Raw genomic sequence first — 12191 nt, 5'->3', positions numbered from 1 at the left:
CGGGTGGGGAAGCCAGCGCGGATCGCCGAGCAGCCGGTCGAGCGCATACGCGACCGGCACCACCCACCACGCCGCCATCACCCGCGCGCCCCCGCTGCCGCAGCGCGCAGCGACGCGCCTACGGCGGCGTACACCAGGCGGCCCACCGTGCCGCCCAGGTCCGTCGCGGTGCCCGCGTAAGCGTGCAGAAGCGGCCAGTCGGCCCGCTGACTCACGCCAAGCGCGACCGCGTCGGTCGTGGTGCCGGTGGCCGCAAGCCCGTTCTCGGCGTCCTGCACGCCGAGATCGCCCAGCGCGGCCGTCTTGGCCTCCGTCGCCGTCATTACGGCGTTGACCATCGCCGCCGGCGTCAGCCGCCCATCCACGGCCAGCAGCACATTAATCGTTCCCGGCGTCCATGAGGCCGGGAACGTCGTCCGCCGAACGCCCGCCCGCGCGGCGTTCGACGCCCCCGCCGTCGCGCAGCAGAAGACGGCGAAATCCTCGCCACATTCCTCCGCCACCGCGGCGTAGCGCATCGGGACCGCCGTCAGCAGCCCCGCTGTCCCCTCGGCCGGGTATCCCCATTGCTCCAGCAACTCCGCAATGTCCCGCGCCGGATCGTCGCAGCGGTATTGGCGGTCTACGTAGATGTTGACCATCCGGCGCAGCCGGCCAGATCCACCGCCATAGACTGCGCTGCTCAGTCCGTCCATCTCCTCCGGCGCCTCCAGCAGCAAATGCCGCTCCCCATATTCCAGCTTTAAGCCGGGCCATACCTTGGATTCATACACTTCGCCCGGACGGGCCGCCATAAAAGGCATTCCCATCGTCATCCTTCCCTTCCTCCCAACATGAAAGTCTACCAACAACAACTTTTAATACACCTAAGTTCAATAGCACAACATCGAACGCTTACCCGTCCTTTAGCCGCGCATGATTGCTTCCAGCTCCCGCAGCAGCTTGCTGCAGGCCGGCTCATCCTTCACCGCCAGCCGGATATCCCGCTCCGTCAGCCCCGGATACATCGCGCAGCTGCGCACCAGCACCCCGCGCCGCCCAAGCGCCGTTTGCATCGTTTCGGCCGTCCACGGCTCCGGCAGCCGTACGAGCAGGAAGTTCGCTTCGCCCGGCCAGGTTTGACACCCGAGACGCGTCAGCTCACCCATCAGAAGGTCACGCTGTCGCTTCACCAACTCGATTGTCGCCTGCTCATACGAAGCATCCGCCCTCAAGCAATACTCCCCCGCCAGCAGTGCCAACGAGTTGACGCTCCAGGTCACCTGCTTGTCCCGCATGCGCTGGGCCGTCTCCGGATGCGTGATCGCGTAACCGAGCCTGAGGCCCGGAATCGCATAAAACTTCGTCATCGACCGGATCAAGATGAGATGCGGATAATCCCGAAGCTCCGGCAGCAACGTGCGGCGTTTCGGTTCCGGAATAAAGTCGATAAACGCTTCGTCGACAACCACATACGTGCCGTACCGCTCTCCGGCCGCCGCAAACCGCCGCAGTTCGTCCAAGCTGTATTGCACTCCATTGGGATTGTTGGGCTGACCGATAAACGCCAAATCCGTCTCTCGAATCAGGTCCTCCACCACCTCCGGCGCGGTCTTAAACGCCCGCGCTTCCGTTCCAAATACCAACTGCACCTGGGCACCAAACTGCTCCGAAAGCGTACGGTATTCGGAAAAGCAAGGCTCCACCACCCCAACCTTCTCCGGAGTAAGTCCCAGCAGCGCCAGTGCCATATTTTCCGCCGCCCCGTTGCCAATGACCAGCATTTCCTCCTCGACTTGAAGGTGCTCAGCCAACTGCTTGACCAGCCCGCGGTGCCCGGGATCCGGATACCGCACGATGCCGGGCAACGCCTCGCGCAGCGCATCCAGCAGTCCAGGAGGTGGCCCCAGCGGATTGATGTTCGCGCTAAAATCCGTCCATTCCCCTGCCGCCACGCCGTACCGGGCCGAAGCCGTCACCAGATCGCCGCCGTGGCCAAAAATCTCTAACTCCATCGAGCGATTCCTCTTTTCTTTCCAAAAAGTTCAGGTGTCCCCATTATCGGTGTCCCGTCTTTTTCCGTCAACAAGGAAGAACTTTGCGTTCTTTTCCGGCAAAAAACGCTGCTCCCCCTTTGGTTTCGACACCAATTGGTTTACAATAAAATCGTATGCGTGTATGACTACATCCCGGGGCCTGAGAATCAGGCGGCCGGCCGCAAAATAGGAGGATGGAGAACCATGCTGTTTATCGATAACGAAGGCATTACCGATGCGTCCGTCAATTTGGCCATCGAAGAATATGCCTTAAGACATTTGCCGCTGGAGGACGACAGCTATTTGCTGTTTTATATCAACGCACCTTCCATCATTATCGGCAAGCATCAGAACACCATCGAGGAGATCAATCAGGAATACGTTAAGGAGAACGGCGTACAAGTCGTCCGTCGGCTTTCCGGCGGCGGTGCGGTGTACCACGACCTGGGGAACCTGAATTTCAGCTTCATCACCAAGGATGACGGCGAGTCGTTCCATAACTTCCGCAAGTTTACCGAGCCGGTGGTCGCTGCGCTCAAATCCCTTGGCGTGAATGCGGAGATGACCGGACGCAACGATCTTCAGGTTGGGGAGAAGAAGATTTCGGGCAACGCCCAATTTGCTACGCGGGGCCGCATGTTTAGCCACGGTACGCTGATGTTTAATCTGAACCTCGACAACGTACAGGCCGCGCTGAACGCCAATCCGGAAAAATTCAAATCGAAGAGCACCAAATCCGTGCGCAGCCGGGTGGCCAACATCATCGACTTCCTGGATCGCAAAATGACGATCGAGGAGTTCCGCGCTGAGCTGCTGCGGCATATTTTTGGCATGGAACCGCACGAAGTGCCTCAATATAAGCTGACGGAAGCGGATTGGGCAAAAATCCATGAAATTTCCGAGCAACGCTACAAGAACTGGGATTGGAACTATGGTTTGTCGCCGGAGAGCAATGTGAAGCACGCGAAAAAATTCCCCGTCGGCATTATCGATCTGCGCATGAACATCAAGGACGGACATATTCAGAACATTAAGATTTACGGCGATTTCTTTGGTGTCGGCGACGTCGCCGATATCGAGGACAAGCTGAGAGGCGTAAAATATGAGGATTCGGCTGTACGGGATGCGCTCGCCGGCGTTGACGTGAAGCACTATTTCGGCAACATTGAGCTGGACGAATTCATCGGGCTGATTTTCCTTGAAGATTGACGAGCATCCGGCTTCTACTTTTATGAAAAAGCCTGCCGCGAACCGCACGCGCCTGGCGGATTTGGCGCTGTTGTTCGTGGCGTTCATGTGGGGCTGCACCTTTCTGATCGTTCAGCATGCGGTCCGGGTGCTCCCGCCCCTGGCTTTTAACGGCATCCGTTTTATCGGGGCAGCGCTGCTGCTCGCTTTGATCATTAGCGTGTTCTACCGGCAAGAATGGAAGCAATTGTCCTGGCGCATGATGGGGCATGCTGCGCTGCTAGGGTTATTCCTGTTTTTAGGCTATACGTTTCAAACGGTTGGCTTGCTGTATACTTCAACCTCCAACGCCGGTTTTATCACCGGATTGTCCGTTGTGATCGTGCCTTTTTTGTCCTATTGGATGTTAAAACATCAAATCTCGCGATTCACCTGGATCAGCGCCTTTCTCGCTGCCGCGGGGCTTTATCTGCTGGCGTTTGCCGGCAGTTCCGGCTTCGTGTTGAACCTGGGAGATGGGCTCGTGTTTTTGTGCGCAGTAGGCTTTGGTCTGCACGTTGCTTATACCGGCGTCTTTGCTCCCCATTATCCGGCATTGCCCTTAGCTTCGTTGCAGATGGCGGTAGTGGGCGTTCTCAGCGCAGCGGGTTCGCTCTTGTTCGAGCGCAGCGCTTCCTGGAGCGAAACAGCCGGGCAGCTGATGCAGCCGGAAGTCTGGCTGGCATTGCTCGTTTCCATTGGGCCTACCAGCGCATTTGCGTTTTGGATCCAGACTGTATGCCAGAAATTCACCAGTCCTTCTCGGGTCGCGGTCATCTTCGCCATGGAACCGGTGTTTGCTGCGGCGACCGGGGTGCTTTTTGGCGGTGAACAGTTCGGCTGGGCCACCGGGCTTGGTTGTTTATGTATTCTGGGCGGCATGTTGCTCGCGGAATTGAAATCGGGGGGAGTTGAATCGGAATCCCCCGAAACGGTTGGCTAGAGAGATCTTCCCTAAAGGAGAGAAACCATGTATAAACTGATTGCCATCGATATAGATGATACGTTAATTAATGATGACAAAGAGGTCACGCCTGCAACCCAGCAGGCGTTGGAGCAAGCGGTGGTCAAGGGTGTTGTAGTCACGCTGGCAACGGGCCGTGCCTACGCTTCTGCTCAAGCGATCGCCCGTCAGACGGGACTGAACGTGCCGATTATTACGTACCAAGGCGCGCTCGTCAAAAACCTGATGGACGAAAAGGTGCTCTACGAGCGTTACGTCCCCATGGAAGCAGCACGCAAGCTGTTCGAATACTGCATCGAGCGCAACCTGCACCTGCAAACGTACATCGATGATAAGCTGTACGCCCGCGAGGAGAACCAGAAGCTGATCGACTACACCAATCTGAACCGGACTAAATATTATGTAGAGCCGGATTTTGCCAAGCTGGTCGCCCAGCCGACGCCCAAAATGCTGATCATCGATGAACCGGATTACCTGGATCAAATCGCACCGGAACTGCGCGAGCTGCTGGGGGACGGCGTTCATATCACCAAATCGAAGCCGAACTTCCTGGAAATCATGCATAAGGAAGGCACGAAAGGCCATGCCCTACGCTTCCTGGCCGCCCATTTCGGCTGCGACTTGTCCGAAACGATCGCCATCGGCGACTCCTGGAACGACCATGAGATGCTCGAAGCCGCCGGCCTAGGCGTGGCGATGGGTAATGCGATTCCTGCGCTGAAGGAAATCGCCGACTATGTCACGTTAAGCAACAATGAAGACGGCGTGAAACATGTGATCGACAAGTTTGTACTGAATGCAAAAAACTAACTGGATGCGTCCAGTTAGTTTTTTTTATCACTTATCGATTATCGCTTGTCGCTGAATATAGCTGAAATTTCGAGTACAATTTGCTGATCAACGCCTAAAACTCAAAATCTACTCGATTTTTCGCGTATATCATCATGCGAGTGTCGCTTCTACTTTCCCTTCTGCAACGACACCCTCATTCCGGTTGTGGCAAACTCCACGCCCTCTGGCAATCCATATTCGCGCCGCAGATCGATGTCATGCGACAGATGCGTGAACACCGTCCGTGCCGGCCGCACCTCGCTCAGCAACTCCAGCGCCTCCTTCACATCATACACCGACCGGGTCGAAAATTCTGCGGTTTCGTGATAGAAGCTTGTGCCCAGCACCAGCAGATCAAGGCCGAACAACGGCTGCTTCTGATCCGCTGGCAAGGCGATGGAATCGGAGCAGTAGGCCCAGGTGAAGCCATTTTTCGCTAATCGATAGGCATAGGAAAAGCCGTTTTTGCCGTGGAACACCTTCCATGTGGAAATTTGCCACCCTGCTAGGTGAGTGCCCTCAGCGTCAACCGCATGCAGATCCAAATGGCCGCCCAGCCAAGGGAATTGGCGAAGAATTGTGTCCAGCACCTCCTGCGGCGCATACAACTGTCCTCGTCTCCCCAGCCAACGGCAGGCATCGGCCCATTCAGGCAGTCCGCCAATATGGTCGAAATGGGCGTGCGTGACCAGAATCTGCTCCGTAAAACGCTGTCCCCGCCGCTCCATGCCGGACCGCCAATCCGGTCCGCAATCGATTAGAAAGTTACCTTCATCCCCATCCAGTGCCACTAAAGAGCGATACCTCCGGTTCACGCCGGAGCGGCGGGATTCTCCGCACACCTCGCAATCACAATACACTCTAGGAACGCCCATCGCATCTCCTGTCCCGATAAATTCAAGCCGATCCATATTGAAGTATCTCCTTTCTGCTCAAGCCGCTGATCTCGTTCGTTCGGCGTATCGTGGCTTGCCCTAAACCGCAACTCTCATATAAAAAAAGCGAGATTTAGGAAATATAACCTCCCAAATCTCGCATTCTTGGCGTTACCGCCCCAACAAATCTAACGAGATTGAATTAGAAAATCCGTTCATCTCCGGCGCCCCGGAGGCCGGTTCGATCGTCAGCTCCAGGCTGTCGCCGTAACCCAGCGTCTTATCCTTGACGTACAGATGCGCCCGGTTGTTGTGATATTGCAGCAACCCTAGGCTGTCGCGCGCTCCTTCTTTCACGATCCAGACGCGAACCATCTGTCCTTTATCCGGAACGAGCCCGCCGACCAGCATCAGCATCTCTCGCGTACCTGCATTGTACCACACCATACCGTTCTCCGGCTCCATGCGGCCCATGGCGATGGGATAAGAGATGGTATCCGGCTTGGACAGGACCGGCAGCGCGTCGGGCTCATAGGTTTGCACATAGCGATCCCAGCTAGCGGCCGGCTGGTTTAAGTGATCGATGACCCCCCCCATGCCGACCAGGACGATCAGCGCGGCTGCCAGCGACACCGTCCACTTCCAACGAACCGTAAGCAGCTTTAACGCTCTGCGACGCCAGCCAATCCATCTGACCCGGTTCCGCAGACGGCGCCGGATTCGTTCCGAAGGGGTGATGTCTGCCCATCGGTCCAAACGCGGCGCGGAAGGAGGAACGAATGGCTGAACCCGTTGTGATTGCGATTGTTCCGGATCTGCCGCCGGATATGGAGGTAACAACCGGTTGCCTGAGGCCGATCCGCCCACTAGCTTCGACATGTCCTGCAGCTTCAGTTGATCTGCCATCACCGAAGTCGCCGAATGCTCAGGTTGCTTCCGTTGCTCTGGCATTGAACCGTCCTTGCCGTCAAGGCCTAGGACGCTTTCCCAATACGTTTTCTGCTTCAGGCAAGTCTTACATTGGTTCAGGTGCATCGCCATTTCAGCGTGCCGTGGTTCCTCCAGCGTTCCTAGCAACCAATCAATCCACTCTTGCTCGGTGTACATCCGAATGCAGACCTTCTCATTGCCTGGGCCGCCGATGTTGCCTACCTTATCGCTGTTTTGCCCGTTCATGCTCGTTCCCTCCTTCCAGCGGTTCTCCCCAACCCTGCTTCTCCAGCTGCTTGCGCAAATTGTTCAGTCCGTATCGTACCCAAGACTTTACCGTGCCGATCGGAACGCTCCAAGCTTCGGCCATTTCGCGTTGAGTTTGCAAGGCGAAGTAAGAGCCCATAATCGCCTTCTTCTGCGTCTCCGGCAGCGTATAGATCGCTGTGCGGAGCGCTTCCCGTTCCAACCGGGACAAGACTTGATTCTCGCCGGAGCTGTCTTCGTCCACCGCATCCCGGCGCAGCGCCTCATCGCCCGGATACTTCAGCCGCGCCTTGCGCCGCAATCGGTCGAGACTGCGGCTGCGCGTCATCACCGCCAGCCAGGCTTTGATGGACCCGCGCGACGGATCATAATCTTGCCCCCGCCGCAGCACCTCCAAAAACACCTCATGGCAAATATCCTCGGCCTCCATCCTCTCCCCTACCAGACGGCAGGCTACCTGCATGACAAAAGGAGAATAACAGGCATAGAACGCATCAAATGCACGGACCGAACCGTTGCACATCTCTCGAAGCTGCCTGGTCATCTCTTCATTTTGCAGGTCCATACTTGTCCCTCCCGCAAAATTTCTCCTCTTCTTACCTCCCGTTTTATCAAAAATGAATTCGCTTGAAAACCCCAAAAAAATTTCTAAAAATCCATAAATCCAAAACGAGGTTTCGTGCGTACCCTTGATGAACATCATTATTTTTCTTAGGGGGTACAAAAGATGCTTCAAACCTATCGAAAAGCAGCCTTGATGCTGCTCATTCTGGTCACGACCCTAAGCGGTGCCTTAACCGGGGTCGGCAAAGCCTCGGCGGCGGGCTCGTTGGAGCTCTTTACGCCATATTTGGAATGGTCCGCTGCACCGGGCGAATCTGTGTCGTATTCGATTGACCTTATCAACCATGGCGGCAGTACGGCTTCGGCCAATCTATCGCTGGAGACGCAAAGCAAGGATTGGAAATATGAGCTCACCGCCGGCGGACGCGAGATTTCCAAGTTGGCTGTAAAAGCCGGTGAAACGCAATCCTTCACCCTGGATCTTGAGGTTCCGCTGCAAATTAACAAAGGCCGGTACGTGTTTAATCTGAAAGCAGATGATGCAACGCTGCCGCTGGTCGTGAACGTCTCCGAGCAAGGGACCTTCAAAACCGAACTGACCTTGGATCAAGCGAACATGGAGGGCCATTCGGACTCCACGTTTACGTACAGTGCAGTACTGCGCAACCGAACAACGCAGAAGCAGACCTACGCCTTCAGCGCGCAAGCCGATCAAGGCTGGGATGTTCGCTTCAAAGCGGACGGCAACAGCGTCACTTCGGTTGAAGTGGAACCCAACACCGAGAAGTCGATTACGATTGAAGTGAAGCCGCCGGAGCAAATCAAAGCCGGCACCTATGAAATCCCGATTTCGGCAACGAGCGGCGATACCACAGCCAACGCCAAAATCGAAGCGGTCGTAACGGGAACGTACGACATGAAGTTTTCCACGGTGGATGACCGGCTGAGCACAGACGTGGGCGCAGGTTCCGAACGCAAACTGACCTTCGTGGTCCAAAATACCGGCTCCGCTGAGCTGCAAGATCTCTCCTTCTCCTCGGCCGCTCCGACGGATTGGGAGGTGTCCTTCGAGCCTTCCTCGATCACATCGATCGCGCCGGGTGAAAGCAAGCAGGTTCAAGCCACCATTAAATCCAGCAAAAAATCGCTCCCAGGGGACTACATCGTCAGTCTGACTGCCTCCTCCGCGAACAAAAGCGCGAACGCTGATCTGCGGGTTACCGTAAAATCGTCCGTATTATGGGGATGGGTGGGGGTTCTCATCATACTGGCCGTTTGCGGAGGCATCTATTACCTGTTCCGGAAATATGGGAGAAGATAATCCATGGTTACGGAAACCGGCAAGACACCTACCCCATCGGCTACTGGCGAACGTCCGGTCATTGAACTCGTGCAGCTGACGAAGAAATACGGAGAAGCCACCGCCGTTGATCATCTGAACTTAAGCATCGCCCGCGGGGAAATCTTTGGTTTGCTTGGCCCCAATGGCGCGGGAAAAACAACAACCATCCTGATGATGCTGGGGCTGACCGAGCCCACCTCGGGACAGGCGCGGATTTGCGGCTTTGACCCGACGCGCCAGGCGCTGAAGGTGAAGCGGAAGGTTGGCTATCTGCCTGATGATGTCGGGTTCTACGAGGATCGGACAGCGCTGGATAATCTCGTGTATACCGCAAGGCTGAACGGCGTATCGGAGCAAGAAGCCTTGCAGCGCGCCAAAGCCCTGTTGGAGAAAACCGGGCTTGCGGACAACGCCGGCAAGAAAGTCGGCGCGTTCTCCCGCGGGATGCGGCAACGGTTAGGTCTGGCGGACGTTCTCATCAAAAATCCGGAGGTCATCATCCTCGACGAACCGACGCTGGGGATTGACCCGGAAGGGGTGCGGGAGCTGCTCGCCCTCATCTCTTCGCTCAGCCGCGACGAGAAGCTGACGGTGCTGCTGTCCTCGCACCATCTGCATCAAGTGCAGCAAATTTGCGACCGGGTTGGCCTTTTCGTCCAAGGCAAGTTAATTGCCTGCGGTGACATCCGCACCTTGTCCAAGCAGTTGGATGCGGACGGTAACGTCTATGTAGAGGTTGGCGCCAAAGGCTGGACGGAGGAGTTAGCTCGCAACATCTCTGGTATTGAGGGTGTCCGTGACATCCGTTACCCGCAGCAAGGAGACGACGAGCTCGAACGCGGCGTAACTGCAACGGTCGTATGCGAACGGGACCTGACCGCCCAAATTGCTGAGGCCGTAATTCAGAAGGACGCAGAGCTGGTGTACATCCGTCGTAAGGAATACGGACTTGACGATATTTACCATCGCTATTTTGAAAAAAGGGGTGAGTCATGATGCAGCCAAACAAAACTGCAGCCAGCCGTTCTTTCAAAGAGCAACTGCGCCTGGATGAGTGGCGGGAACGGGCACGCAAGCTGTGGACAGAGCTCCGTCCCGGCGGAGAAGGGAATCCGCCGCGGGAGCGCTCGTCTTCCTCTTTTTGGGTGATGGTTCAGAAGGAGATCGGCGACCACTTGAGCAGCTGGCGCTTTGGAATCCTGATGGGCATCATCGTACTGGCCTGCATCGGCTCGATCTATTCCGCTGTCTCGGCGATTCGTTCGGGCGGCAGTTCCGCTAGCGGCGGGGCCGGCGATACGTTCCTGTTCCTAAAGATGTATACCTTAACCAGTTCTGCACTGGCGGTTCCCTCTTTTTCTACTTTCTTATCCTGGTTGGGACCGCTGATCGGAATCACGTTAGGGTTCGACGCCGTCAATTCCGAACGGAACAAAGGTACATTGGGACGCCTGCTGTCGCAGCCGATCTACCGCGATGACTTCATCAAGGCCAAGTTCGTTTCCGCTTTAGTGATCATTGCGGTCGTGGTCTTCTCGCTGGGGCTGCTGGTGATGGGACTCGGGTTGTTTACAATCGGATATCCGCCAACTCCAGAGGAATTCGCCCGCATCCTGATCTTCCTGCTGATTGCGGTGGTCTACATCGGCTTCTGGCTTTGCTTGTCGATCCTGTTCTCCATCCGCTTCCGGCAGGCAGCCACCTCAGCACTGTCGTCCATCGCCATCTGGCTGTTCTTTACGATCTTCTACGGCATGATCATCAATATGATCGACAGCGCGACGGCCGTGTCGCAAATGGCGGCACCGGATGCGCAGCTGCGGCAGATGAACCTCGTGCTGACGCTGAATCGCCTGTCCCCGACAGAGCTGTTCTCGGAGACGATCTCGACGATGCTCTCCCCTGGCGTTCGCGCCTTGGGGCCGCTGACAATGGATCAGCTCGTCGGGGCGATCGCCAGCCCGCTGTCGCTGGGCCAGAGTCTGCTGTTGATCTGGCCTCAGCTGACCGGTCTGCTGGCCGCCACCATGATCTGCTTCGGCCTGTCCTACGTCCTGTTCATGCGGCAGGAAGTACGGTCGAGAGCCTAAAATATGAAGAAGCCGCTGATTCGTTGGATCAGCGGCTTCTTTTATGCTAATTTCTATGCTTATTTCGACGTGCCTTCTTCTCACAAGTCTTCTCCTTACAATGTCGCTGGACCCACAGAATCGCCCTTCACCAGCGTCACGTACACCCGCTCATGCTCGACCGGTTCCCCGGCCAGGATCTTCAGCAGCTGCTCGGATGCCAGCGCTCCCCACTTCCGCTTAGAATAGTCAATCGTCGCCAGACGCGGCACCGTATATTCGGCTAACTCAATGTTATCGAAGCCAATAATATGGATGTCTTTTCCGATCACATATTTCGACTTCTTCACCGCGTTGTATAGGCCAATCGCCATTTCATCGTTCAGGCAAAATACGCCCACTGGTGAGGTCATGTCCTGAAGGATCTGCTCAGCCGCCCGTTCGCCGGCGTCCTTGTTGAAGTTCCCTTCAATTTCGGTCAGCTCCACCCCGTCGAAACGAGCAACCGTCTGCTTTACTGCTTTTAGCCGCTGCTTCGAGTCGTAGGAACCTTTGGGCCCTGTAACGACATAAAGCTTGCGGTGCCCCAACTCGATCAAGTGCTCGACCGCCAAGGTCGCTCCCGCCTTGTTATCCAGCAAAACTTGATTAATGTTCGGGTGGTTGAGCTCGCGGTCGAGCACCACGATTTTATGCCCAATGTCAGCGTATTTGAGCAGCTCCTGACTGGAGAACGTGGCATCCAAAATAATCGCCCCGTCGACCATCCGTTCAGGCAGCAATCGATGGGACTGCTTGCCGCTGCATACGACCATGTCGTACCCTTTTTGATTCAGCACTTCTTTGACGCCTTGCAACAAGTCGCCGTAGAAAGCGCCGCTGAAGTCGGTCAAATACACGCCGATGATTTTCGATTCACGGGTTTTCAAGGAACGTGCGGCAGCATTGGGCACATAATTCAGTTCTTCAGCGATCGCCAAAATTCTTGCGGTCGTCTCGTCGGTAATTTTCGAGCTTCCATTTAGAGCATAGGATACCGTGGAGATGGAGACTCCGGCTTTTTTGGCTATGTCCTTAATGCTTACCACAACATTACTCCCCTTAATT

At 56.1% G+C, this 12191-nt stretch carries 12 protein-coding genes; 6 read left to right on the top strand and 6 right to left on the bottom strand.

Features of this window, described 5'->3' with window-relative positions:
- Positions 1–77: 77 nt before the first annotated feature.
- Together PBA01S_RS21645 and PBA01S_RS21640 are read right to left on the bottom strand one after the other, a co-directional pair.
- A complete protein-coding gene (locus tag PBA01S_RS21645) occupies positions 78–815 on the bottom strand; it encodes an adenosylcobinamide amidohydrolase (protein ID WP_307719284.1) in 738 nt (245 codons plus the stop codon).
- Between the two features lie 90 nt (positions 816–905).
- Positions 906–1994: a pyridoxal phosphate-dependent aminotransferase gene (locus PBA01S_RS21640; RefSeq protein WP_028538562.1), complete on the bottom strand. Its 1089-nt coding sequence runs from the start codon at positions 1992–1994 to the stop codon at positions 906–908.
- 225 nt (positions 1995–2219) lie between these two features.
- On the opposite strand from PBA01S_RS21640, the gene lplA reads away from it, so the two are divergent.
- Genes lplA through PBA01S_RS21625 form a run of 3 tightly spaced genes read left to right on the top strand, consistent with a single transcriptional unit; the run spans position 2220 to position 5016 of the window.
- Positions 2220–3224, top strand: coding sequence for a lipoate--protein ligase (gene lplA, locus PBA01S_RS21635; RefSeq protein ID WP_009226044.1), 1005 nt, complete (start codon positions 2220–2222; stop codon positions 3222–3224).
- The gene (locus tag PBA01S_RS21630; RefSeq protein WP_084628857.1) at positions 3214–4185 is read left to right on the top strand and encodes a DMT family transporter; all 972 of its coding nucleotides are present in this window, start codon (positions 3214–3216) and stop codon (positions 4183–4185) included. The genes lplA and PBA01S_RS21630 overlap by 11 nt, the downstream gene beginning before the upstream one ends.
- Positions 4186–4212: 27 nt before the next feature.
- On the top strand, positions 4213–5016 hold the full coding sequence (locus PBA01S_RS21625; protein ID WP_127576709.1) for a Cof-type HAD-IIB family hydrolase: 804 nt from the start codon (positions 4213–4215) through the stop codon (positions 5014–5016).
- A gap of 149 nt (positions 5017–5165) precedes the next feature.
- Here PBA01S_RS21625 and PBA01S_RS21620 read toward each other — a convergent pair whose 3' ends face one another.
- The 3 genes from PBA01S_RS21620 to PBA01S_RS21610 all read right to left on the bottom strand — a co-directional run bounded on the left by PBA01S_RS21620 (position 5166) and on the right by PBA01S_RS21610 (position 7674).
- Positions 5166–5948, bottom strand: a complete 783-nt coding sequence (locus PBA01S_RS21620; RefSeq protein ID WP_127576708.1) for an MBL fold metallo-hydrolase — start codon at positions 5946–5948, stop codon at positions 5166–5168.
- 135 nt (positions 5949–6083) lie between these two features.
- Positions 6084–7088 (bottom strand): anti-sigma factor, encoded by a 1005-nt coding sequence (locus tag PBA01S_RS21615; protein WP_127576707.1) that lies wholly within the window; start codon positions 7086–7088, stop codon positions 6084–6086.
- On the bottom strand, positions 7066–7674 hold the full coding sequence (locus PBA01S_RS21610; protein WP_028538565.1) for an RNA polymerase sigma factor: 609 nt from the start codon (positions 7672–7674) through the stop codon (positions 7066–7068). Before PBA01S_RS21610 ends, PBA01S_RS21615 begins: the two co-directional genes overlap by 23 nt.
- Positions 7675–7836: 162 nt before the next feature.
- Between PBA01S_RS21610 and PBA01S_RS21605 the strand changes: the two genes are divergently transcribed.
- Genes PBA01S_RS21605 through PBA01S_RS21595 form a run of 3 tightly spaced genes read left to right on the top strand, consistent with a single transcriptional unit; the run spans position 7837 to position 11105 of the window.
- Positions 7837–8994, top strand: coding sequence for a COG1470 family protein (locus PBA01S_RS21605; protein WP_127576706.1), 1158 nt, complete (start codon positions 7837–7839; stop codon positions 8992–8994).
- A gap of 3 nt (positions 8995–8997) precedes the next feature.
- The gene (locus tag PBA01S_RS21600; protein ID WP_127576705.1) at positions 8998–10011 is read left to right on the top strand and encodes an ABC transporter ATP-binding protein; all 1014 of its coding nucleotides are present in this window, start codon (positions 8998–9000) and stop codon (positions 10009–10011) included.
- Positions 10008–11105 (top strand): ABC transporter permease, encoded by a 1098-nt coding sequence (locus PBA01S_RS21595; protein WP_084770728.1) that lies wholly within the window; start codon positions 10008–10010, stop codon positions 11103–11105. The genes PBA01S_RS21600 and PBA01S_RS21595 overlap by 4 nt, the downstream gene beginning before the upstream one ends.
- 95 nt (positions 11106–11200) lie before the next feature.
- Here the strand turns inward: PBA01S_RS21595 and PBA01S_RS21590 are convergent, their stop codons facing one another.
- On the bottom strand, positions 11201–12172 hold the full coding sequence (locus PBA01S_RS21590) for a LacI family DNA-binding transcriptional regulator (protein ID WP_127576704.1): 972 nt from the start codon (positions 12170–12172) through the stop codon (positions 11201–11203).
- Positions 12173–12191 lie beyond the last annotated feature (19 nt).

The organism is Paenibacillus barengoltzii NBRC 101215 (genome assembly GCF_004000745.1).
Classification (GTDB): Bacteria; Bacillota; Bacilli; order Paenibacillales; family Paenibacillaceae; genus Fontibacillus; species Fontibacillus barengoltzii.
The sequence above is the reverse complement of the archived record's forward strand: the minus strand, read 5'-3'. Positions and strand labels throughout refer to the sequence as shown.